16 protein-coding genes are annotated in these 23,187 nt (G+C 66.9%); 12 read left to right on the forward strand and 4 right to left on the reverse strand.

Annotation, left to right across the window (positions count from 1 at the left end; translation table 11 throughout):
* Window positions 1–74: 74 nt before the first annotated feature.
* On the forward strand, window positions 75–3,335 hold the full coding sequence (locus ABL308_09140) for a S41 family peptidase (protein ID XBQ15125.1): 3,261 nt from the start codon (window positions 75–77) through the stop codon (window positions 3,333–3,335).
* Window positions 3,336–3,338: 3 nt separating this feature from the next.
* Here ABL308_09140 and ABL308_09145 read toward each other — a convergent pair whose 3' ends face one another.
* Window positions 3,339–5,282 carry an aconitate hydratase gene (locus tag ABL308_09145; GenBank protein XBQ15126.1) on the reverse strand — a complete coding sequence of 648 codons (1,944 nt, stop codon included), beginning with the start codon at window positions 5,280–5,282 and terminating at the stop codon, window positions 3,339–3,341.
* A 338-nt stretch (window positions 5,283–5,620) separates the two neighbouring features.
* Here ABL308_09145 and ABL308_09150 point away from each other — a divergent pair, with 338 nt between their 5' ends.
* From ABL308_09150 to ABL308_09170, 5 genes are all read left to right on the forward strand, one after another.
* On the forward strand, window positions 5,621–6,343 hold the full coding sequence (locus tag ABL308_09150; GenBank protein ID XBQ15127.1) for a hypothetical protein: 723 nt from the start codon (window positions 5,621–5,623) through the stop codon (window positions 6,341–6,343).
* A gap of 129 nt (window positions 6,344–6,472) precedes the next feature.
* A complete protein-coding gene (locus ABL308_09155) occupies window positions 6,473–8,698 on the forward strand; it encodes an acyl-CoA dehydrogenase (GenBank protein ID XBQ15128.1) in 2,226 nt (741 codons plus the stop codon).
* Window positions 8,699–8,700: 2 nt separating this feature from the next.
* Window positions 8,701–9,966, forward strand: coding sequence for an acetyl-CoA C-acetyltransferase (locus tag ABL308_09160; GenBank protein ID XBQ15129.1), 1,266 nt, complete (start codon window positions 8,701–8,703; stop codon window positions 9,964–9,966).
* A gap of 9 nt (window positions 9,967–9,975) precedes the next feature.
* Entirely contained in the window at window positions 9,976–12,021 is a 2,046-nt protein-coding gene (locus ABL308_09165; protein XBQ15130.1) for a 3-hydroxyacyl-CoA dehydrogenase NAD-binding domain-containing protein, read from the forward strand.
* Window positions 12,018–13,961 (forward strand): acetyl-CoA hydrolase/transferase C-terminal domain-containing protein, encoded by a 1,944-nt coding sequence (locus tag ABL308_09170; protein XBQ15131.1) that lies wholly within the window; start codon window positions 12,018–12,020, stop codon window positions 13,959–13,961. Before ABL308_09165 ends, ABL308_09170 begins: the two co-directional genes overlap by 4 nt.
* Here ABL308_09170 and ABL308_09175 read toward each other — a convergent pair.
* Complete coding sequence (locus tag ABL308_09175) at window positions 13,946–14,173, reverse strand: hypothetical protein (protein XBQ17730.1); 228 nt, start codon at window positions 14,171–14,173, stop codon at window positions 13,946–13,948. The two genes, ABL308_09170 and ABL308_09175, sit on opposite strands and share 16 nt — an antisense overlap.
* Before the next feature lie 93 nt (window positions 14,174–14,266).
* On the opposite strand from ABL308_09175, the gene ABL308_09180 reads away from it, so the two are divergent.
* From ABL308_09180 to ABL308_09190, 3 genes are all read left to right on the forward strand, one after another.
* Window positions 14,267–16,261 (forward strand): protein-L-isoaspartate(D-aspartate) O-methyltransferase, encoded by a 1,995-nt coding sequence (locus ABL308_09180; GenBank protein ID XBQ15132.1) that lies wholly within the window; start codon window positions 14,267–14,269, stop codon window positions 16,259–16,261.
* A gap of 114 nt (window positions 16,262–16,375) precedes the next feature.
* Entirely contained in the window at window positions 16,376–16,738 is a 363-nt protein-coding gene (locus tag ABL308_09185) for a hypothetical protein (GenBank protein XBQ15133.1), read from the forward strand.
* Between the two features lie 65 nt (window positions 16,739–16,803).
* Window positions 16,804–17,121, forward strand: coding sequence for an Hpt domain-containing protein (locus ABL308_09190; GenBank protein XBQ15134.1), 318 nt, complete (start codon window positions 16,804–16,806; stop codon window positions 17,119–17,121).
* 7 nt (window positions 17,122–17,128) lie between these two features.
* Here ABL308_09190 and ABL308_09195 read toward each other — a convergent pair whose 3' ends face one another.
* Both ABL308_09195 and ABL308_09200 read right to left on the reverse strand, forming a co-directional pair.
* Complete coding sequence (locus tag ABL308_09195; GenBank protein ID XBQ15135.1) at window positions 17,129–17,479, reverse strand: chorismate mutase; 351 nt, start codon at window positions 17,477–17,479, stop codon at window positions 17,129–17,131.
* Between the two features lie 39 nt (window positions 17,480–17,518).
* Entirely contained in the window at window positions 17,519–18,709 is a 1,191-nt protein-coding gene (locus ABL308_09200; protein ID XBQ15136.1) for a VWA domain-containing protein, read from the reverse strand.
* Between the two features lie 166 nt (window positions 18,710–18,875).
* Between ABL308_09200 and ABL308_09205 the strand changes: the two genes are divergently transcribed.
* The 3 genes from ABL308_09205 to glyS are packed head-to-tail and all read left to right on the forward strand — an operon-like array spanning window position 18,876 to window position 23,160.
* Window positions 18,876–19,748, forward strand: coding sequence for a glycine--tRNA ligase subunit alpha (locus tag ABL308_09205; protein ID XBQ15137.1), 873 nt, complete (start codon window positions 18,876–18,878; stop codon window positions 19,746–19,748).
* Entirely contained in the window at window positions 19,748–20,344 is a 597-nt protein-coding gene (locus ABL308_09210; protein ID XBQ15138.1) for a glutathione S-transferase family protein, read from the forward strand. Before ABL308_09205 ends, ABL308_09210 begins: the two co-directional genes overlap by 1 nt.
* Before the next feature lie 11 nt (window positions 20,345–20,355).
* Window positions 20,356–23,160: a glycine--tRNA ligase subunit beta gene (gene glyS, locus ABL308_09215; protein XBQ15139.1), complete on the forward strand. Its 2,805-nt coding sequence runs from the start codon at window positions 20,356–20,358 to the stop codon at window positions 23,158–23,160.
* Window positions 23,161–23,187: the final 27 nt, after the last annotated feature.

Raw genomic sequence — 23,187 nt, forward strand, 5'->3', positions numbered from 1 at the left:
CTGACCGTAACTTGGCCGAGCCCGGCGGCTCTGGCAGGGTGGTCGCAATTATCGAATCCATCAGGGGGCACGCCATGATCAGGATCGCCGCCGGCGCTTTCGCCGCGCTCGTCACCGTTTCAGCCGCGAGCGCGCAGACCGCGCCGGAAACCTGGCTCCGCCAGCCTGCGGTCAGTCCGGACGGGTCTGAAATCCTGTTCACCGCCTGGGGCGATGTCTGGCGCGTCTCGGCGCGGGGCGGTGTGGCGAGCCCGGTCACGGTGGACGACGCCTGGGACGGCCATCCGGTCTGGTCGCGCGACGGGTCGAAGGTCGCGTTCGCGTCCGACCGGTTCGGCGATCTGGACGTGTTCGTGATGAACGCGGACGGCTCGGGCCTCGCCCGGCTGACCCACCACTCCGCCGACGACCGGCCGAGCGACTTCACGCCTGACGGCTTGGCGGTGCTGTTCAGCTCGGCGCGGACGGACTCGGCGAGTTCGAGCTATTTCCCGACCGGCGCGCTGCCCGAGCTCTATCAGGTCTCGGTGCAAGGCGGCCGGCCGGTCATGGTCTCGACCGCGCCCATGGAGCAGGCCCGGTTCAGCCCGGACGGCACGCGCATCGCCTATCGCGAGGAGAAGGCCTACGAGGACGAGCTGCGCCAGCGCGACGTCTCCAGCTTCGCCCGCGACGTCTGGATCATGGACCTCGCCACCGGCGAGCATGAACAGGTCACCGACAACGCCGGCGGCGATCACGCCCCGGCCTGGGACGGGAACGACGCGCTGTTCCTGCTGTCCGAGGTGGACGGCGACACCTTCAACGCCTGGCGGCTCGATCTTGCGACCGGCCAGCGCGAGCGGATGTCCGATCACGGCCCCCAGCCGGCCCGAGAGCTGAGCGCCTCTGACGACGGCCTGGTGGTCTACTCCCAGCACGGTGATCTCTACACGGTGCGCCGGGGCGAGGACCCGAGGCGGATCAGCGTGCGCTTCCCGGCCATGCCGCTGCGCGACGCGCCGCAGCCTTTCCCGGTCGCGGGCCGGATCAGCGATTTCGCGGTCAGCCCGGACGGCAAGGAGATCGCCTTCATCGCCCGCGGCGAGGTGTTCGTCACGTCGGCGGACTTCTCCACCACGGTGCGGATCACCGACACGCCTGAGCAGGAACGCTCGGTGGACTTTCACCCCGAAGGCCGGGCGATCGTCAACGCCGGCAATCGCGACGGCGCCTGGTCGCTCTACGAGACCCGGCTGACCGACCAGAACGAGCCGCGCTTCTCCGCCGCCACCCGGCTCGAAGAGCGCTTGATCTACACCGCCCCGGACGGGGAGGCCTTCCAGCCGCTCTACAGCCCGGACGGTGAGAAGATCGCCTTCATCGAGAACCGCGACGCGGTCGCGGTGATCAACCGCAACGGCTCGAACCGCCGCGTGCTGTTCGGCCCGGAGCTGAACTATTCCTACTCCGACGGGGACATCAGCTTCGACTGGTCGCCGGATTCCAGCTGGGTGACCGCGAGCTATATCGCGGGCAGCTATTTCTACGGCGATATCGGGATCGCGCCGGCGGACGGTTCGGCCGAGCCGCGCAACATCTCGATTTCCGGCTATGGCGATTTCGCCCCGATCTGGCATCCCAGCGGGGAGGCGATCATGTGGGTCTCCGACCGCTATGGCGAGCGCTCGCACGGCTCCTGGGGGTCGGAAGTCGACGTGGTCGCGACCTTCCTGACGCAAGCCGCCTGGGACCGGTTCAACCTCACCGAGGACGAACGCGCCCTGCTTGAAGAGATCGAGGCCGAAGAAAACGGAGACGAGGGCGAGGAAGAGACCGAGCGCACCGGCGGGCTGTTCGATTTCTTCACCTGGATCGAAGCCTGGATGGAGGAAGATCTCGAGATCGAGTTCGACCGGGTGGAAGACCGCACGGTGCGCCTGACCATGCACTCCTCCGCGCTGGCCGATGCGGCCTGGAGCGAGGATTACGGCAAGCTCTACTATCTCAGCCGGTTCGAGGGCGGGTTCGACCTGTGGGTCCAGGATCTGTTCAAGGACGAGACCAAGAAGCTCGCGAGCCTGGGCGCGCGCTCGGCCTCGATCGAACTGGTCGACGACTCCACGGCGATCCTTCTGGTGGACGGCTCGCTTCGCAAGGTGACCTTGTCCAGCGGCGCGGTCGAACCGATCCAGGTGTCCGGCGAAATGACCCTGCGCGCGGACGCCGAGCGGGAGTATTTCTTCGAGCATGTCTGGCGGCAGGTCGAAGACAAGTTCTACGACCCCGGCTTCCACGGGCTCGATTGGGAGGCCACGCGCGCGGTCTACGCGCCCAAGGTCGGCGCGGTGGCGAACAATCGCGACTTCGCGGTCCTGATGAGCGAGATGCTGGGCGAGCTGAACGCCAGCCATACCGGCATGCGCTATCGCTCCGGCGACGGGGACGACGACAACACCGCCGCTCTGGGCGCGATCTTCGACATGAGCGCGGACGGGCCGGGGCTGGTGATCTCCGAAGTGCTCGCCGGCGGCCCGCTCGACCGCGAAGGGCTGAACATCGCGCCGGGCACGCGGATCACCGCAATCTCCGGCGTGACGCTGGACGAGACCACCAACCCGTTCAGCCTTCTGAACCGCAAGGCCGGCGAGCGCATCCGCATGACGGTGCGCGGGCCCGGCGCGCTGGATCGCCCGCGCGACGTGATCGTGCGCACCTATTCGCGCGGCGCGGAGAACGAGGCGCTCTATGAGCGCTGGATCGACCGCAGGCGCGCCATCGTCGAGGAAGCGTCGGACGGCCGGCTGGGCTATGTGCATATCCGCTCGATGAACGACACCGGCTACCGGCAGATCTATTCCGAGCTGATGGGCCGGAACTTCCACAAGGAAGCGGTCGTCATCGACACCCGCTTCAACGGCGGGGGCTGGCTGCACGACGATCTTCTGGTGCTGCTGACCGGCGAGGCGTACTTCAATCTGCGCGCCCGCGACCGGATCATTCCCGGCGCGCCGGAGGAACGCTGGACCAAGCCCAGCGCGGTCGTGATGAACGAGGGCAATTACTCCAACGCTCACATGTTCCCGTGGATCTACAAGATGTTCGAGGTCGGCCCGCTGGTCGGCATGCCGGTGCCCGGCACGGGTACGGCGGTGTGGTGGGAAACGCTGATGAGCGGAGATCTGGTCTTCGGCATCCCGCAGCTGCCCGTGCTCGATCCCGACAACCAGCCGGTCGAGAACCAGACCCTGATGCCCGACATCATGGTCGACAACCCGCCTGAAGCGGCGACCGAGGGCGAGGACCTGCCGCTGCTCGCCGCGGTGGAGGTCCTGCTCGAAGGGCTGGAGGAGTAGCGCTCACGCGGCCAGGGCGGCGCGGATCTGATTGACCGCGCCGCCTGCGGCCAGCCGTTCGCGTTCGCGGTCTGACAGATCGAGCCGGCAGGTGATCGTCTCATCGCCAAGGGCGACCTCGATCTCCTCAGCGGTCTTCACCGCTTCTTCCAGGCCTTCGATCGAGAGCGCCGCGCCGGTCCGGGCGGCTTCGTAATCGTCTTCGCTCGCGAAGATGAGCGGAACGATCCCGAAATTGATCAGGTTCTGGCGGTGGATCCGCGCGAAGCTTTTCGCGATCACGCACCTGAGGCCCAGATGGCGCGGGGCGAGGGCGGCGTGCTCGCGCGAGCTGCCCTGGCCGTAATTCTCCCCGGCGATCACGGCATGGCCGTCGAAGTCCTCGCTCAGCGCGCGGGCGTTCTCGACATAGGTGTCGTCGACGCGGATGAAGGAGAACTCCGCGATCTTCCCTATGTTCGAGCGCAGGGGCAGAACCTCCGCGCCGCCGGGCAGGATCTCGTCGGTGGAGACGTCGTCGCCGGCCTTGATCAGCACGCAGAGCTTCAGCGCATCGGGCAGGGCGTCGAGCTCGGGCATCTCGCCGACATTCGCGCCCTTGACCAGCTCGACCTCGCGCGCCTCGTCCTCGGGCAGAGGCGCGCGCATCATGTCGATGCGCACCGGCTGGTCGGCCTCGGCGATCTTCGGGATGGGCGCGCATGAGCACGGATCGGTGATCTTTCCGGTCAGCGCGCTGGCCGCCGCGGTTTCCGGGCTGCACAGATAGACGCTGTCCTCTTCGGTGCCCGACCGGCCGGGGAAGTTGCGCGGCGTGGTCCTCAGGGAGATCGTGCCGCTGGCGGGCGCCTGGCCCATGCCGATGCAGCCGTTGCAGCCGGTCTGGTGGAGCCGCGCCCCGGCCTCCAGAAGCGCGCCCAGCCAGTCGTCGCGCAGCAGCGTCATCAGGATCTGCCGGCTGGTGGGGTTGATGTCGAGACTCACCCCCGGCGCAGCCTGCGCGCCGTCCAGCATGGCGGCGGCGACGGCGAAATCGCGATAGCCGGGATTGGCGCTCGAGCCGATATAGGCCTGCCCGATCGGCTCGCCTTCAAGCTCGCTGACCCTCACGACATTGCCCGGGCTGACGGGTTTGGCGATCAGCGGGACGAGCTCTGACAGATCGATCGTGTCGGTCTCGTCGTAAGCGCAGCCCTCGTCGGCGGACCATTCCTCGAAGGCGTCGCCGCGGCCTTGCGCCTTGAGGAAGCTGCGCACCGCGGCGTCGGCGGGAAACACGCTCGTCGTCGCGCCGAGCTCTGCGCCCATATTCGCGATGACGTGCCGGTCCATGGCGCTGAGACATTTCAGCCCGTCGCCGTGATACTCGACGATTTTGCCCACGCCGCCGCGCACGCCGTGACGGCGCAGCATTTCAAGGATCACGTCCTTGGCGCTGACGCCCTCGGGCAGCTCGCCGGTGAGTTCGACGCCGAGGATTTCGGGCATCTTCGTGCGGAAGGGTTCGCCGGCCATGGCGGCGGCGACGTCCACCCCGCCCGCTCCGATCGCCAGCATGCCCAGAGATCCGGCCGCGCAGGTATGGCTGTCGGAGCCCAGAAGCGTCGCGCCGGGCCGGCCGAAGCGCTCCATATGGACCGGATGGCTGACCCCCGTCCCCGGCGGGGCGTACCACAGCCCGAACCGCTCCGCGGCGCTTTTCAGAAAGGCGTGATCGTCGGGGTTCTTGTGGTCGGCCTGGATGAGATTGTGGTCGACATACTGGGCGCTCACCTCGGTCTTCACCCGGTCGAGATCCATCGCTTCCAGAGCGAGCATGACAAGGGTGCCGGTCGCGTCCTGGGTCAGGGTCTGGTCGATCTGAAGCGCGATCGGACCCCCGCGCTCCAGCGATCCGTCCACGAGGTGGGCCTCGATCAGTTTCTCGGCGAGGGTGAGGGCGGCCATGGCGGCGCTCCGGCGGCGAAAGGGGGCTTTCGCTCAACCGGGGCGCGGCGGGGGAGGTTCCTCGCCGACGCACGCGGGCGTCGGCGGCAACAGGCGCGGCCGGTCTCCCGGCTATTCGCAAGAGGTCCGGGAAGCGCACTAGGTCGAAAGAAATCCAGCCGGCGTTTCTTGCATCGCATCGGCTAATGCGACCTAATGAAGTCGGTGCAAACACGGCAGTGGGGGTGGTGACGATGCGTCTGATAGCTTTGCGAGCACTATTTTTAATTGCGTTATGTCATGCATCCGCAGGATCCACCGCCTTTGCTGACGGCCTCATCATTAGAGGCGCTCAAGGGATGGTGCCCGCCAATGGCGGGCTCATCGGTTCGAGAGGCGATTATACGATGATCGTGAGTTCCAATCTGGGTTTCGCCGGATTCGGTACGCGCGAACGGTTCGACAAGCCCTGCGCCGTCGAACTGATCCGTATCATCGGCCACAACGGCGGATATGGCGGAGGAATCGAGCGGGGAGAATATGGCCGCGTCGAATTAGAAAGGGTGATGATTGACGGGCCTTGCAAAGGGCGCCGGCTGACCGGGGGCGCCCAAGAGTGGGTTCCGCTAGCGCGGATCGACGACCCTCAAGGCGCGACCGCGGTCATGCGTGGCATGTGGGCTTGCACGTCAAGGCTCAGCGGACGGCGTCAGCCTCCATCGATCAAAGGGTATCGGATCGCCGGACCCGTCATTCAGCGCCGGCATGATGTCCGCTCCGACGAGTATGTCCGTATCGCGTGCCTGGATCAGGAGGGTGTCGACCGCGCCGAGTGGGACTTCGCGTCGTGCGGCGCCGGGACTTTGCCGACCACGCTGCACCTGCATTTCGCCGGTGACCGGGCGTCCTCCCGAGCCGACCGCCTCGTCGGGATCGAACTCGGCTGTGCTCCGGCGCGGATCGCGTATGTTTATAATGTCGGGCACGGATGGGATGAACTGAACGGCAGAGTTTTCACGTATGACATCCGCCACATCGTCGGACTGGAAAATCCGGTCGGTGCGGGCAGCGATAGAAACTAGACGAGCAGTCATCCTCAGACTTGGCGCCATTGACCGTCATCGGCTCGCCTCGGCCATCGCCCGCCCCGGAACCCTCCCTTCTTCGCGCGCGTTCGGATCGGTGTATCCGAACCGGGAGGGAATACGTCCATGGGGCTGCGCAAGAGCCTGATCTCCAAGCCGATGATGGGCTGGTTCAAGAGCCTGTTGCCGGAGATGAGCGACACCGAGGCCCAGGCCATCGAGGCCGGCACGGTCTGGTGGGATCGCGAGATCGTGTCGGGCAAGCCGGACTGGGATTATCTGCGCGGGCTGAAGGTCGGCCGGCTGACCAAGGCCGAGCAGGACTTCATCGAAGGCCCGACGAAAAAGCTCTGCGCCATGCTCGACGATTGGGAGATCGAGCACGAGCACAAGGACCTGCCCCAACCGGTCTGGGACTATCTGATCAGCGAAGGCTTTTTCGCGATGATCATCCCGACCGATTATGGCGGCAAGGGCTTCTCCGCCTACGCCCACTCAGAAGTCGTGCGCATGATTGCGACACGCTCGATCACTGCGGCGGTGACCGTGATGGTGCCCAATTCGCTCGGGCCCGGAGAGCTATTGCTGCTTTACGGCACGGACGAGCAGAAGAACCATTACCTGCCCCGGCTCGCGAGCGGGGAGGACATTCCCTGTTTCGGCCTGACCGGGGTCGAGGCCGGCTCGGACGCCTCGGCGATGACCGATTACGGCGTCGTCGTCGAAAAGGAGATCGACGGCGAGACCAAGCTCGGCGTCTCGATCACCTGCAACAAGCGCTACATCACGCTCGCCCCGGTCGCCACGATCGTCGGGCTCGCCGTACGCCTGTTCGATCCTGACGGCCATCTCGGCCACGAGGAGGATCTCGGGATCACGGTGCTTCTGGTGCCGACCGACACGCCGGGGCTGGAAACCGGCCGCAGGCACTACCCTTCCGGCATCGCGTTTCAGAACGGTCCGGTGCGCGGTCAGGACGTGTTCGTCCCGATCGATCAGATCCTCGGCGGCAAGGACCAGATCGGCCAGGGCTGGAAAATGCTCATGGGCGCGCTCGCGGCCGGGCGCGGCATTTCGCTGCCCTCTCTGTCGGCGGCCGGCTGTGCGGCGATGTCCCGCGCGGCGGGCGGCTATGCGCGCATCCGCCACCAGTTCAACCTGCCGGTCGGCGCGTTCGAGGGCGTCAAGGAGAAGCTCGCCCCGATCGCAGGCTCGGCCTACACGCTGGACGGCGCGCGGCTCCTGACCTGTGCGGGCATCGACGAGGGCGAAAAGCCGGCCGTCGTCAGCGCGATCATGAAATACCACGCCACCGAGCGGCTCAGGATCGCGATCAACGACGCGATGGACGTGCTCGGCGGCAAGGCGATCTGCGAAGGTCCGCGCAACCCGGTGGTCACCGCCTACAAGGCGCTGCCGGTGGCGATCACGGTGGAGGGCGCGAACGTGCTCACCCGCTCGCTGATCATTTTCGGCCAGGGCGCGATCCGCTGTCACCCGTATCTGCTCAGGGAGATGCAGGCGATCCGGGAGAACGATCTCGACTCCTTCGACAAGGCGCTCTGGGGCCATATCGGCTGGCAGTTGAAAACGGTCGGCCGCTCCTTCTGGCACTCGCTGACCGGCGGCCGGTTCGCCTCCGCCCCTGACGGCGCGGGCGATCAGGACTGGTACTACAAACAGCTCTCGCGCTGCAGCGCCCAGCTTGCGATCTCCACCGAACTCGCGCTCGCCACGATGGGCGGCGCGCTGAAGAAGAAGGAGAGCCTGTCCGCCCGGCTCGGCGACATGATGGCGGAGATCTACCTGCTGTCCGGCGCGCTCAAGCGCTTCGAGCATGAAGGCTGCCCGAAGGAAGACCGCGTCGTGCTCGACTATGTGTTCGAGGACGGGCTCTACCGCTTTCAGGAGCGGCTGCAGGCGGTGCGCCGGCACTTCCCCAACCCGGTCTGGCGCGGCGTGCTCAGCTTCCTGACCGGCCCGCTCGGCCTTCATCGCCAGCCGCCGCACGACAGCCTGATGCACGCGGTCGCCGAAACCATCCAGGAGCCCGGCGACACGCGCGAGCGGATCGGCCGCAACGTCTACACCGGCGAGGGCACGATGGCGCTGATCGAGGAGGCGCTGCCGCGCGTGATCAAGCGCGATCGTCTTCTGAAGAAGGCGAAGAAGCAGAAGCTCGGCCTCGACGAGGCGGTGCGCTGCGGCGTGATCAGCCGCGCCGAACGCCAGGAGATCGAAGAGACCGACGATCTCGTCCGCAAGATTCTCGTCGTCGATGATTTCGAACCCGAAGAACTGACAGGAGCCACGTTATCGCCCAGCGCACGCAACGACCGAAGCGCCGCGTAGCGGTGCTCGACGGCGCCCGCTCGCCTTTCATCAAGGCGCGCGGCGAGCCCGGCCCGTTTTCGCCCGTCGACATCGCGGTGGCCGCCGGCCAACCCCTGACCCTGCGCCAGGCTGCGGTGATGGAGCGGGTCGAGGAGGTGATCCTGGGCTGCGGCGCGCCGACCTCAGAAGCGCCCAACACCGCCCGTGTCGCAGCCCTGCGCATGGGGATCGGCGAGCACGTGCCCGCCTATTCGGTGCAGCGCAATTGCGGCTCGGGCATGCAGGCGCTCGACAACGCCTTCCAGCAGATCGCCATGGGCCGCAACGAGATGATCCTGGCCGGCGGAACCGATGCGCTGAGCCATGCGCCGCTGGAGCTCACCGAAGACACCGCCGCCTGGCTGGGCAAGCTCAGAAAGGCCAAGGGGACGGGCGAGCGCATGTCCGCCCTGGCCGATTTCCGCCCGGCCATGGCCCAGCCGGTGGTGAGCCTTGAAAAGGGCCTCACCGACGACGTGGTGGGTCTGGGGATGGGCGAAACCGCCGAGGTCCTGGCCGACGAATGGGGGATCACGCGCCGGCAGGCCGACGAGTACGCGGTCGAAAGCCATAAGCGTCTCGCCCGCGCCCAGAAGAAAGGCTGGCTCGAAGACGAAGTCGTGCCGGTCTTCTCCGAGGACGGGCAGGTCTTCGACCATGACGACGGCGTGCGTCCCGACACCGACGTCGATCAGCTGGCCGGTCTCAAGCCAGCGTTCGAAAAGCCGCACGGCCAGGTGACGCCGGGCAATTCCAGCCAGGTGACCGATGGGGCGTGCTGGCTGCTGCTGGCCAGCGAGGAAGCCGCCGAGAAGATGGGCGTCGAGCCGCTGGGTTTCATCGAGGACGTCGAATGGGCCGCGCTCGATCCCAAGCGCATGGGGCTGGGGCCGGTGCTCTCGGCGACCCCGATCCTCAAGCGCGCCGGGATGGGCCTGAACGACCCGGACGTCTGGGAGATCAACGAGGCCTTCGCCGCCCAGGTGCTGGCCTGTCTGGCCGCCTGGGAGGACGAGGATTTCTGCAAGGATCGGCTCGGCCTCGACGGCGCGATGGGCCGGATCGACCGCGACAAGCTCAATATCGACGGCGGGGCGGTGAGCCTGGGCCATCCGGTCGGCGCCTCGGGCGCCCGGATCGTCCTTCATGCGCTCTATGCGCTTCAACGCACGGGCGGAAAGCGCGGCCTCGCCACCGAATGCATCGGCGGCGGGCAGGGCGGCGCCATGCTCGTCTCCGCGGCTTAGGGAACCGACATGACAGATATCTGGACCCTCGAACGCGACGACGACGGCGTGGCCTGGGCGGGCATGGACATGCCCGGCCGCAGCGCCAACGTGCTCGACCGCGCCGCGCTGGAAAGCTTCAACACGATCATCGAGCAGATCGAGTCCGACACGCCCGAAGGGCTCGTCATCTATTCGAAGAAAGCCTCCGGCTTCATGGCCGGGGCGGACGTCGAGACACTCGACGAGATGAGCGCGAACGAGATCCGCGCGATGATCACCGACGGCAAGGATCTGCTCGAACGCATCGAGGATCTCGACTGCCCGACCGTAGCCATGGTGCACGGCCATTGCATGGGTGGCGGGCTCGAGGTGGCGCTCGCCTGCGATCACCGCGTGGCGCGCGACGACACCAAGGCGGGCCTGCCCGAAGTCAAGCTCGGCCTGTGCCCGGGCCTGGGCGGCACGTATCGCCTGCCCGCCCTGATCGGCGCCGCCGAAGGCATGCAGCTCATCCTCGCCGGCAAGACGGTCGATGCGAAGAAAGGCGCAAAGCTGGGTCTCTTCGACGAGACGGTCCCGCAGCGTCATCTTCACGCCGCGGCCAGAGCGCAGCTCGGCGAGGAGCCCAAGAAGCCCGGCCGGCTGGACGCGCTCAAGCGCGACGCGCTCGACACCCGGCCCGCCCGCGGCTTCATGGCGAGCCAGATGCGGCGCAAGACGAAGGAGAAGGTGCGGCCTGATCACTACCCTGCGCCTTTCCGCATCATCGATCTGTTCGAGGAACACGGGATCGATCACGACCTGATGGACGCGGAGACCGAGCTCTTCGCCGAGCTGTCGGGCTCGGTCGCCTCGCGCAATCTGCGCCGGGTCTTCCTGCTACAGGAAAAGAAAAAGCGCGAGGCGCGGCTTTCCGAGGACGATCTCGAGATCCGCCGCGTGCATGTCATCGGCGCCGGCGCGATGGGCGGCGAGATCGCCGCCTGGGCCGCGCTCAAGGGCTTCGAGGTGACGCTCACCGACGTGCAGCTCGATCCCATCGCCGAGGCGATCGGCAAGGCGCAAAAGCTCTTCTGGAAGAAGTCGGCGAAGACCCGCGGCGATCTGCGGCCGCCGCGCAACCGGCTCATCCCCGACCCCAGAGGCGACGGGATCGAGCGGGCCGACCTCGTCATCGAGGCCGCGCCGGAAAAGCTCGACCTCAAGGAACAGCTGTTTGAAGAGTTCGAGCCGCGCATGAAGCAGACAGCGATCATCGCGACGAACACCTCCAGCCTGAAACTGAAATCGATGGCGTCCGCGCTGAAACGCCCCGGTCGTCTCGTCGGGCTTCATTTCTTCAATCCGGTCAGCAAGATGCCGCTGGTCGAAGTGGTCCGGCACGGCCGCACGACAGAGCGCGCGCTGACCCAGGCCGCCGGTTTCGCCGAAGCGATCGACAAGCTGCCCATAACCACCAAGGACGGCGCGGGCTTCATCGTGAACCGGGCGCTGACGCCGTATCTTCTGGAAGCCGCGCGCCTGATGGAAGAGGGGACCGACCCCGAGCTCATCGACGCGGCCGCCGAGCAGTTCGGCATGGCGCAGGGCCCGGTCGAGGTCGCCGACCATGTCGGGCTCGACATCGCGCTGGACGTCGCAGAGCACCTGCGCGAGGACTATCCGAAAGAAATCGGCGAGATCCCGGCGATCGTGAAAAAGACGCTCGAGACACGCGGCGCCGGGGTGAAGGACGGCTGCGGGTTCTACGACTACGAGGACGGCGAGGCGCAGAAGCACAAAGTGTCCGACGACGATCTCAGGGACGGCCGGCTCGATCCGATCTGCGATCGGCTGATCCTGCCGCTTCTGAACACCTGCGCAGAGCTGCTTTACGAAGGGATCGCCGACAGCGAGGAAGACGTGGACGCCGCGCTGATCTTCGGGGCCGGCTTCGCGCCGTTCCGGGGCGGGCCGTTCGGCTACGCCCGCTATCGCGGGATCGAACCGGTCGTCGCCGATCTCGAAAAGCTTCAGAGCAAGCACGGTGAACGCTTCGCGCCGAGCGAGGGCTGGTCCATTCTCACCGGATGAGCGATTCCGCGCCCTCAGACCTCGCAGCCCGCGCCGACGCGATCGTGCGCGACACGATCGCGCGCATCGGCAAGACCGTCGTGCTCGGCCTGCCGCTGGCGCTGGGCAAGGCGAACCATCTTGCGAACGCGTTCTACCGGGCCGCGAAAGCCGACCCTGAGATCGATCTGACGATCTACACCGCGCTGACGCTGAGCCCGCCGGCCGCGCCGAACGCGCTCGCCGCGCGCCTGCTCGACCCGATCGCAGAGCGGCTCTATGCGGGCTATCCGCGGCTCGATTACACCGCCGACCGGGCGAGGAACGCGCTGCCTGGGAACGTCACGATCAAGGAGTTCTTCCTCTCGCCGGGCGGCCTTTTGAAGAACCCGCACGCCCAAGCCAATTACGTCAGCGCGAACTACACCCATGCCGCCAGGGACATTTTCGACTCCGGGCTGAACGTCATCGCCCAGATGGTCGCCCCCGATCCCGAGGCGCGCGGCCGGCTGTCGCTGTCGTGCAATCCCGATCTCACCCTCGACCTCATCCCGATGATGAAGGCGCGCGCCGAGGCGGGCACGCCCACAGCCCTGCTCGCCGAAATCAATCCCGAGCTTCCCTTCTTCGGCCATGAGGCCGCCGTGCCGGCAGAGACCTTCGACGCGGTGCTGGAAACGCCCGGCTACACGCTCTTCCCCGTGCCGAGCGAGCAGGTGAGCGATCAGGACTGGGCGATCGCTTTCAGGGCGGCTGCGCTCATCCCCGACGGCGGCACGCTTCAGATCGGCATCGGCGCGCTGGGCGACGGGCTGGCGCGGGCGATCTGTCTCAGAGACGGAAAGAACGCGGAATTCCGCGCCGTGCTCGACAGGCTCTCAGGCCCGCAGGTCGATCCCGCGATCGGCGGGACGGGACCGTTCGAAACCGGGCTTTACGGCTGTTCGGAGATGATCACCGAAGGGCTGATCGAACTGCTCGAAGCGGGCGTTCTGCGCCGCGGTGTGCATGACGATCTCGACGCCCAGCTGGCTCTGATGCAGAGCGGCGAGGCGAACGCGGCCCATCCGCTGATCCGGCTGCACGGCGGGTTTTTCCTCGGTTCCATCCGGCTCTACGACCGGCTGCGCAAGCTTTCTCCCGAGCTGCGCGAGGCGGTGTCGATGACCGCGATCAGCCGCATCAACCAGCTCTACGGCTCAGAGCCGCTGGACCGGGCGCAGCGGCGCGATGCGCGGTTTTTCAACACCGCCATGATGGTGAACGGGCGCGGCGCGGCGATCTCCGACACGCTGGGCGATGGCCGCGTGGTGAGCGGGATCGGCGGGCAGTACAATTTCGTCGCCATGGCCAGGGAGCTCGACGGCGCGCGCTCGGTGATCCTGGTGCGTGCGGTGCGGTCGTCGGGCGGAAAGCCGGCCTCGAACATTCGCTGGCAGGCCGGAGAAGTCTCCGTCCCCCGCCATCTGCGCGATCTCGTCGTCACCGAATACGGCGTGGCCGATCTCAGGGGCGCGACCGACCGCGAGGTCGCCGTCCGCCTCGCCCGGGTCTGCGATTCGCGCTTCCAGTCAGAGTTCCTCGACGCGGCGAAGGCGGCCGGCAAGGTGGAGCAAAGCTTCGAACTGGAGCCCGGCTTCACCGGAAACACCCCTGAAGCGATCCGGGAAGCGCTTGCAGAGGCGCGGTCGTCCGGCCTCGCGCCGGACTACCCGCTCGGCTCCGATCTCGACGAGACCGAGCAGGCGCTGAAGGACGCGCTGGGCCTCTTGAAAGAGCGCACGTCCACGAAGGTCGGCCGCGCGAAAACGATCGCCGCGGCGCTGACCTCCGGCGACCCTTCAGAGCATCCCGCCGCGATGGAGCGCATGGGTCTCGGCGCCCCCTCGCGCTTCAAGGACCGGCTCGAAGCCCGGCTGGTCGCCTGGGCGCTGGATCAGACCGCTCAGGCGCGCGCCTGAGCGCCGGCGCTCTCTGCACAATTGCCGCAGCAATAGATCGTGCCGCCCCCGGTCTCCAGGCCGTGGCCGAGCACGCGCACGCCGCAATTGGCGCAATTCGGCGCGAGCTTCTGGGCGGCGCATTCGAAGCTGTCGAAGGTGAAGGTCTGACCGCCCTTCGAGACGGTCAGCGGATCGTGATAGTCGTTTCCGCACTGGTCGCACTGCGCCATGGGTCCCTCCTTGATCATGAATAGGCTTCACTCGGGAACAGCCGCCCGGGCGGCCTTGTTCCTCGCGGACACGCGAAACAAGGAGGGCTCTTCATGAAACCCGCCGCCCGCCGGACCCCGACCCGCGACGTCTACACCGATCAGCGCAAGGCGATGACGACCTTCCAGCTCGCCCGGCGCGGGATCGAGACCGCCAGCGTGCTCGAGGCCATGGCCGCCACGCCGCGCGAGGCCTTCGTGCCCGAGAGCCTTCAGGAATTCGCCTATGAGGACAGCCCGCTGCCGGTGGAGGCCGAGCAGACCATCTCCCAGCCCTATATCGTGGCCAGGATGATCGAACTCGCCGAACTCACGCCCGGCGACACGGTGCTGGAGATCGGCGCGGGCACCGGCTATGCGGCGGCCGTGATGAGCCATATCGCGCGCAAGGTTTTCGCCGTCGAACGTCACGAGATCCTCGCCCGCTCCGCCCGCAAGCGGCTCGCCGGGCTCGATTACGGAAACGTCGAGATCGTTCATGGCGACGGGACCAAGGGCCTTCCCGGCGAAGCGCCGTTCGACGCCGTGGTCGTCAGCGCGGGCGGCGAGTTTCCCGAAGCGCTGAAAAGCCAGATCAAGATCGGCGGCCGGATCGTCATCCCGCTCAGCGTGAACGGCGAGCAGGTGCTGACCGTCTTCCGCAGGGTCGACGAGACGCATTTCGAGATCAGCGATCACGGCCTGGTGCGTTTCGTGCCGCTGGTGGCCGAGCCGGCCGGCGGTGAGACGGGCGCGGCGCCGGCCGCCGAGGCGGTGACGCGGCCCGAGCGCTCCGCGGCGGCGACCGTCATCGCCGAGCACGCCGAACCCGCCCCGGACGACGAGGCGCTGGCCGATCTCGTCGCAGAGCGTTTCGCCGGCCGCAGGATCGTCGCCCTGGGCGAAAGCACCCACGGGACCAGCGAGTTCTACACCGCGCGCGCGGCGATCACCGAGCGGCTGGTGCGCGATCACGGCTTCACGATCGTGGCGGTGGAGGCCGACTGGCCCGACGCCGCCTTCTATGACCGCAAGATACGCGACGGCGCGCAGGGCCGGCCCGCCGGCGATCCGTTCGCGCGCTTTCCGCGCTGGATGTGGCGCAACGAGGAGACCTTTGCGCTGATCAAGGCGCTGCGCGATCTCAATCACGGCCGGCCCGAAGCCGACCAGGCGGGCTTTTACGGCCTGGACGTCTATTCGCTGTCCACCTCGATCGACGCGGTGCTCGAATACCTCGAAGCCCGCGCGCCGGAGGCGGCGAAGGTCGCCCGCGAGCGCTACGCCTGCCTTGCGCCGTACTCCACCGATCCGGCGGCTTACGGGCGCATGCGCCTTAATGACGGGTATGAACGCTGCGAGGACGCGGTCGTTCGCGTGCTGACCGAGCTGCTCGAAGCGCGAACCGACGGCGAGGCGCTGTTCGACGCCGAGCAGAACGCGCGCATCGTCACCGAGGCCGAGCGCTACTACCGGATCATGTATTACGGCGGCGCGGAGAGCTGGAATTTGCGCGACAGCCATATGGCCGACACGCTGGACCGGCTTCTGGAGCAGCGCGGACCGGACGCGAAGGCCGTCGTCTGGGCGCACAACTCCCATCTCGGCGACGCGCGGGCGAGCGAGCTGGGCTGGGCGCGCGACGAGCATAATCTCGGCCAGCTGATCCGGCAGCGTCACGGCCGCGAGGCGGCGCTGGTGGGCTTTTTCACCTCCGAAGGCGAGGTCGCCGCCGCCGACGACTGGGGCGGACCGATGCGGGTCAAGGCGCTGCGCCCGGCGCGCGAAGGCTCGCTGGAAGGCGAGGCGGTGCAAAGCGGACAGGACCGTTTCTTCCTCGACATGGACCGGCTCGACCAGCCCGGCCGCAGCGTGCTCGCCGAACCGCGCATCCAGCGCGCGGTGGGTGTGATCTACCGTCCCGAGAGCGAACTCGCCTCACACTATTTCCACGCCGACCCCACCGGACAGTTCGACGCGCTCGCCTTCATGGAGAACACCCGCGCGGTCGCCGCCCAAGCCGGCGAACCCGACAGCGGGGCGGAGGAGACGTTCCCGTTCGGAGTGTAGTCTGATCATAATAGGCCGCAATAAAGGCGATTAATATTTTATAAGTTGCACATTTTGGCGGCGCGCCCGAATAGCTCGAAATCCCATAAGGGGCTGAAGCAAATGAGGGCTGACATGAAAAAGCTTATGATTCTTGCAGCGTGCTGTGCTGCGGTAAGTGTCGCCGCCTGCGCGAGCCGAGCGAACGGCGTCGCGCCGGTGTCCATTTCTGCGACCGAGTACGAAGGGCTCTCCTGTGAAGATACGCGGGCCGAGCTCGATCTTGCGCGCGAGCGCGAAAGTGCGCTGACGCGGCGCCAAAACAACGCGGCGACAGCTGACGCAGTCGGGGTCTTCCTCGTGCTCGTGCCGGCTGGCTCGGTGTTCGGTGGCGATGTGTCCGGCGAACTCGCTCAAGCGAAAGGTGAAGTTCGCGCTCTGGAGCGTGCGGTCGTGACAAACTGCGCGCGCCCGGCTGCTGAACCCGTCGCCAGCTGAACCCCGCTCACCTCGCCTTAACGCGCGCCGTGGCAGTCTCCGCCCGTCTCAGGGAGGAGACCGTCATGGCTGCGCCTGTGCTCGATCTTGAACATCTGGCCCGCTACACCGGCGGGGACGCTGCGCTGGAGGCCGAATTGTTCGGCCTTCTGGACGCGCAGATCGAGGCGTGCCTAACCGCGCTCGCCGCCGCGCAGGCCGAAAGCGGCTGGGCGGACGCGGCGCATACGCTGAAGGGCGCGGCGCGCGGCGTGGGGGCGATGAAGCTCGGCGACGCCTGCGCGGCGGCCGAGGCCGCCCCGTTCGATACGCGCGTGCTTCAGAAGGTGCGCACCGCCGCCGAAGAAGCGCGGCTGGCGATGGAGCAGGCGAAGGCCGGCTGAGCCGGGTTCAGCTCCGGGTCGCGTCCCAGACCTCGAACTCATACGCGATCGAGCGCTCGACCAGCTCGCGCCAGACCGGCTCGGCGATTGCAGCCGACAGACCGGCTTTGTCGGCCTGGGCCAGCACCTTGCTCACCACGTCTTCGATCCGGTCCTCGTCGCGCACCACGCCGCGGTCGGGCTTGATCCGCGCAGCCGCTTCCATGTAGCGCGAGCGCTCGGCGATCAGAGTGACGAGCGCGCGGTCGAGCCGGTCCACGCCGTCGCGAACCTCCGCCATCGAACGGCAGGTTTCAGGCGCGGTGCGGGCGGTCAGGTCGGCCAGGTCGAAACCGGCGGGGGGCGGGGTCTTGCTCATGGCGCGCTTATAGACGGGGGCGGGCGGGAAGCGAAAGCCTCACCGCCGCGCAAGCTCCTTCATGGCGCGGTCCACGCCGTCCAGGGTCAGCGGGAACATGCGCTGGGGACCCACGATCTCGCGGACGAGCTGCACCGAATAGGTGTGCGGCCACCAGGTTTCCGGGGTCGGGTTGATCCAGGCCAGGTGCGGATAGGTGTCCACGATCCGCCTGAGCCACACCCCGCCCGCTTCATCGTTCCAGTGCTCGACCGAGCCGCCGGGATGGGTGATCTCGGTGGGGCTCATCGCCGCGTCGCCGACGATCACCACCTTGTAGTCGCTGGGGTATTTGTGCAGCACGTCCATCAGCGGCGTGGTCTCGGACCGCCGCCGCAGATTGGATTTCCACACCGCCTCGTACGGGCAGTTGTGGAAATAGAAATACTCCAGATTGGCGAACACCGACCGGGCCGCAGAGAACAATCGCTCGGTCAGGTCGATGAAGGGGTCCATCGACCCGCCGACATCGAAGAAGACCAGAACCTTCACCGCGTTGCGCCGCTCGGGCCGCATCTTCACGTCCAGAAAGCCCCGCCGTGCGGTGGCGTGGATCGTGTCGTCGAGGTCGAGTTCTTCCTCCGCGCCTTCGCGGGCGAATTTCCGAAGCCGGCGCAGCGCGACCTTCAGATTGCGCGTGCCCAGTTCGCGATCGGAGTCGTAGTCCTTGAAGCGGCGCGCCTCCCAGACCTTGGTGGCGCGCTTGTTCTTCGACTGCCCGCCGATGCGCACCCCGGCCGGGTTCCAGCCCGAATGGCCGTAGGGGCTCGTCCCGCCCGTGCCGATCCATTTCGACCCGCCCTCGTGACGGTCGGTCTGCTCGGCGAGCCGCTTTTGCAGCGTCTCCATCAGCTCGTCGAAATCCATGGCCTGAAGCTCGGCCATCTCTTCGGGCGAGAGGTGACGCTGAAGCTCGGCGCGCAGCCAGTCTTCGGGAATTTCTGCGCCCTTGAAGATGTCGCCCAGCGCCTCGATCCCTTCGAAGACATGGGCGAACACCTTGTCGAACTTGTCGAAATTGCGCTCGTCCTTGACCAGGGCGGCGCGGCTGACCGCATAGAAGCTGTCGAGATCGGGGCTGATCGCGCCCTTCTCCAGCGCTTCGAGCAAGGTGAGATACTCGCGCGTGGAGACCGGAATCTTCGCCGCGCGCAGATCGGTGAAAAAGCGATGGAAAAGCGGAGCGCTCATGGGGGGCGAGACTAGCGCGGGCCGGGGGCGGGGACAAACGGCCCGGCGCCCCGAAGCCCGGCTTGATCGCACCTTTCCCCGCGCCTAGTGTCGCGCCGCCCTTTCAAGCCCGGCGCGGCCGCGCTATGGGCTCGGCTGGATATTCAACGGTTGCGAGCGCGCGGCGATGGCGAAGGCCCCGTCCTTTCAGGACCTGATTCTCACTTTGCAGCGGTACTGGGCCGACCAGGGCTGCGCGATCCTGCAGCCCTACGACACCGAGGTGGGCGCAGGCACGCTGCATCCGGCGACGACGCTGAGATCGCTCGGGCCCAGGCCTTGGCGGGCGGCCTATGTGCAGCCCTCGCGGCGGCCGGGCGACGGGCGGTACGGGGAAAACCCCAACCGGCTTCAGCATTACTACCAGTTCCAGGTGCTTTTAAAGCCGAGCCCGGCGAACCTTCAGGATCTCTATCTGGGCTCGCTCGACGCGATCGGCGTGGACCGCAAGCTCCATGACGTGCGCTTCGTCGAGGACGACTGGGAGAACCCCACGGTCGGCGCCTGGGGGCTGGGCTGGGAGGTCTGGTGCGACGGCATGGAAGTCAGCCAGTTCACTTATTTCCAGCAGGTCGGCGGGCTCGATGTGGAGCTGGTCTCCGGCGAGCTGACCTACGGCCTGGAACGCCTGGCGATGTACGTGCAGGGCGTGGAGAATGTCTACGATCTCGACTTCAACGGCGCGGGCATCAGCTATGGCGACGTGTTCCTGGAGAACGAGCGCCAGCAATCGGCCTTCAATTTCGAACACGCCGACACCGCGATGCTGATCGAGTGGTTCAAGGGCGCGGAGGCCCAGTGCAAGGCTTTGCTCGCGCTTGAAAAACCGCTGCCTCTGCCGGCGTATGATTTCTGCCTGAAGGCCTCTCACCTGTTCAATCTTGTCGATGCGCGCGGCGCGATCTCGGTGGCCGAACGTGCGAGCTGGATCGCGCGGGTGCGCGATCTGGCCAAAGGCTGCGCGGACGCCTGGGTGAAGCTCGAAAAGGACGCGGCGTGATGGCCGACATCACCGTCTGGCACGGCCCGAACACGCGCTCGACCGGTACGGTCTGGCTGCTCGAAGAGCTGGGCGTGCCCTATGACCTTAAGAAGGTCGACGTGTTCGGCGGGGCGACGCGCGAGCCCGAATATCTGCGCATCAACCCGGCCGGCAAGGTCCCCGCGATCCGCCACAAGGGCAAGGTGCTCGGCGAGATGGCGGCGATCTCGCTCTATCTCTGCGACGAATACCCCGAGGCGGGCCTCGCGCCGGCGATCGGCGATCCGATGCGCGGGGAGTATCTGTACTGGTCGGTCTTCCGCCCCGGTGTGCTGGAGCCCGCCATGATGGCCAAGGTGCAGGGCTGGGACGCCGATCCGGGCCGGGTCGGCTGGGGCGACTGGGAGACCGCGCTGGCGCTCATCGAACGGCCGCTGAGAGACAGCCCTTATCTGCTCGGCGAGGCGTTCTCCGCCGCCGACATTCTGGTGGGCGGCGCTTTGGGCTGGCTTCGCCATTTCGGCGTTCTGCCCAAGGACGGCCCGTTCGACGCCTATATCGACCGGCTGCACGACCGGCCGGCCTATGACCGCATGCAGGCCGCGAACCGTTAGGACTTATCCAAGTGGCTCAATTCCTTCTCGAATTCTTCTCCGAGGAAATTCCCGCCCGCATGCAGGCGCGCGCCGAGGCCGATCTCGAGCGGCTGATGACGGCTGCGCTGAACGAGGCGGGCCTGGCCTGGGAGAGCCTTCAGACCTTCTCCGGCCCGCGCCGGCTGGGCCTTGTCATGGAGGGCGTGCCCGAAAAGACCGCAGACGTGCGCGAGGAGCGCAAGGGTCCCCGCACCGACGCGCCTGAAAAGGCGATCGAAGGCTTCCTGCGCGGGGCGGGGCTGTCGAGCGTCGATCAGTGCAAGGTCGAGGAGGGCAAGAAGGGCGCGTTCTACGTCGCGGTGATCGAAAAGCCCGGCCGCTCGAGCGCCGAGGTGCTGGCCGAGGCGATCGAGGCGACGGTGAAAGCCTTCCCCTGGCCCAAATCGATGAAGTTCGGCGAGGGCGCGCGCGCCCAGCGCTGGGTGCGTCCGCTGCAGCGGGTCGTCGCGCTTCTGGGCGGCGAGGTGATCCCCGCCGAAGTGTTCGGCGTGACGGCGTCCAACGTCACCGAGGGCCACCGCATCCACGGAAGCGGGCCGTTCGAGGTGTCCGGCTGGGACGATTACTGCGCGAAGTTGAAGGAAAACGGCGTCATCCTGATGCGGTCCGAGCGCAAGGCGAAAATCCTGCTCGACGCCCGGAAGGTGTGCGCGGACGAGGGCCTGACCCTGGTCGAGGACGAAGGCCTGCTCGAAGAGGTGACGGGGCTTGTCGAGCACCCCTGCGCGATATTGGGCGACATGGAGCCGGGCTTTCTCGATCTGCCGCCCGAGGTGATCCAGCTCACCATGAAGACGCACCAGAAATATTTCGCGGTGCAGGACAAGGATGGAAAGCTCGCCCCGAAATTCGTCGTCATCGCCAACCAGGACGCGCCCGACGGCGGGGCGGCGATCGCGGCGGGCAACGCCCGCGTGCTCTCCGCGCGCCTGTCCGACGCCCGGCATTTCTGGGATCTGGACCGGAAGAAAGGGCTCGAGGCGATGGCCGGCGAGCTCGGGAAAGTCACCTTCCACGAAAAGCTCGGCACGGTGGCGGACAAGGTCGAGCGCGTCGCCGCGCTGGCCCGCGAACTCGCCCCGTCCGTCGGCGCCGATCCCGAGCTCGCCTACACGGCCGCCAAGCTCGCCAAGGCCGATCTCGTCAGCCAGATGGTCTACGAATTCCCCGAGCTTCAGGGCGTGATGGGCCGGTATTACGCGCTGGAGGCTGGCGCCGCGCACCCCACCCCGGCCCTCCCCTCAAGGGGAGGGAGGGATGCGGAGAGCGCCGTAGCCAGTCCCTCAGACGCTTCCGGATTTGAGCCGGATCAGGGCTCGCCGAGCGAACCGAACAGCGCTCCCTCCCCCTTGGGGGAGGGCTGGGGTGGGGGGCTCGCCGGCCTCTCAGACAAGGACCGCCAGGCCGTCGCCGACGCCATCCGCGATCACTACAAGCCGCAAGGCCCGTCAGACGCCGTGCCGACCGCGCCGGTCAGCGCCGCGGTCGCGCTCGCCGACAAGCTCGACACGCTGGTGGGCTTCTGGGCCATCGACGAAAAGCCGACGGGCTCGAAAGACCCGTTCGCGCTGCGGCGCGCGGCGCTGGGGGTTATTCGGGTGTTGGAAGAGACATATGTAGAACTGCCACTGCGTCGACAATTCATGAACGGTACAACTGCGTTATTAACGCGCTGGATCGGCGATTATAATGATGGATATTTAAAGACCGGCGCCTCTTTTGACGTTTCCGAAGACCCGCCAAATCCTGACTGTACGGAAGTGCCCATACGGAGTTGGGTCAACTGGGACGGAATTCTGGATGGAGAACGGGGCGAATTTGTTGCCGACGCAAGGCTCGGCTTTCCTGATGTTTTTGACGAGAACGACTGGACCGAAGAGCACGCACAAGGGAAACGCGATCTGGCGGAATTGACCTCGCGCCTAGAAATTTTGGATCAAGCTGTAATGCATACAGTTTTTGATAATCTTGATGATCCTTCAGAAACAAGACTGCAAGCTGCTCGGAAAGTGCTCACATGTAACGCCCCGCGGGTGACTGAGTACACGCAATCTCTCCTCGCCTTCTTCGCCGACCGTCTGAAAGTCCACCTCAAGGACGAAGGCGTCCGCCACGACGTCATCGATGCGGTGTTCGCGCTGGGCGACGACGACCTCGTGCGCGTCACCAAGAAATCGCGCGCGCTGCAGCGCTTCATCGAGACCGAGGACGGCGCGGCGCTGCTGGCGGGGTATCGCCGGGCGGCGAATATTCTCAGCGCTGAAGAGAAGAAGGGCTTCGATCTGAGCGAGGCTCTTTCTGAAGTGCTGGGCGAGCACCCCACCCTGGCCCTCCCCTCGAGGGGAGGGAGGGATGCGGAGAGCGCCGAGAAGTCTCCTTTGAACGTCGCGGCGGATGAGGCGGGCCAGAACAAGCGGGGCGGGTCCCACAGCACTCCCTCCCCCTCGGGGGAGGGCCGGGGTGGGGCGCTCACCGAAGACCAGGCCGCCGCTCTGCTGATCGAGATCGCCAAAACCGCCGAGGCGGGCGAGGAGCGCGCGCTGATCGCGGAAATCCAGGCGGCCGAAGAGGTTGCGGGCGCGGCGCTGGGCAAGGAAGACTTCGAAGCCGCCATGGCGGCGCTGGCGCGGCTGCGCGCGCCGGTCGATGCGTTTTTCGACGCAGTTGTGGTCAACGCCGAAGACCGTATGGTGCGGCGCAACAGGTTGCTTCTGCTGTCGCGGATTCGGGCGGCGGCGGACGCCGTGGCTGACTTTTCCCGGCTCGAGGGCTGAGGACGACCGGCAACGCGCCGGGCCGCC

Source organism: Oceanicaulis sp. (assembly GCA_040112665.1).
Classification (GTDB): Bacteria; Pseudomonadota; Alphaproteobacteria; order Caulobacterales; family Maricaulaceae; genus Oceanicaulis.

Bases quoted from the DNA above. Each gene is read 5' to 3' on its own strand.
- ABL308_09140 (XBQ15125.1), top strand. From the start codon at position 75: ATGATCAGGATCGCCGCCGGCGCTTTCGCCGCGCTCGTCACCGTTTCA.
- ABL308_09210 (XBQ15138.1), top strand. From the start codon at position 19,748: ATGGCCGACATCACCGTCTGGCACGGCCCGAACACGCGCTCGACCGGT.
- ABL308_09195 (XBQ15135.1), bottom strand. From the start codon at position 17,479: ATGAGCAAGACCCCGCCCCCCGCCGGTTTCGACCTGGCCGACCTGACC.
- ABL308_09170 (XBQ15131.1), top strand. From the start codon at position 12,018: ATGAGCGATTCCGCGCCCTCAGACCTCGCAGCCCGCGCCGACGCGATC.
- ABL308_09200 (XBQ15136.1), bottom strand. From the start codon at position 18,709: ATGAGCGCTCCGCTTTTCCATCGCTTTTTCACCGATCTGCGCGCGGCG.
- ABL308_09175 (XBQ17730.1), bottom strand. From the start codon at position 14,173: ATGGCGCAGTGCGACCAGTGCGGAAACGACTATCACGATCCGCTGACC.
- ABL308_09180 (XBQ15132.1), top strand. From the start codon at position 14,267: ATGAAACCCGCCGCCCGCCGGACCCCGACCCGCGACGTCTACACCGAT.
- ABL308_09205 (XBQ15137.1), top strand. From the start codon at position 18,876: ATGGCGAAGGCCCCGTCCTTTCAGGACCTGATTCTCACTTTGCAGCGG.
- ABL308_09150 (XBQ15127.1), top strand. From the start codon at position 5,621: ATGGTGCCCGCCAATGGCGGGCTCATCGGTTCGAGAGGCGATTATACG.
- ABL308_09165 (XBQ15130.1), top strand. From the start codon at position 9,976: ATGACAGATATCTGGACCCTCGAACGCGACGACGACGGCGTGGCCTGG.
- ABL308_09145 (XBQ15126.1), bottom strand. From the start codon at position 5,282: ATGGCCGCCCTCACCCTCGCCGAGAAACTGATCGAGGCCCACCTCGTG.
- ABL308_09190 (XBQ15134.1), top strand. From the start codon at position 16,804: ATGGCTGCGCCTGTGCTCGATCTTGAACATCTGGCCCGCTACACCGGC.
- ABL308_09185 (XBQ15133.1), top strand. From the start codon at position 16,376: ATGAAAAAGCTTATGATTCTTGCAGCGTGCTGTGCTGCGGTAAGTGTC.
- ABL308_09155 (XBQ15128.1), top strand. From the start codon at position 6,473: ATGGGGCTGCGCAAGAGCCTGATCTCCAAGCCGATGATGGGCTGGTTC.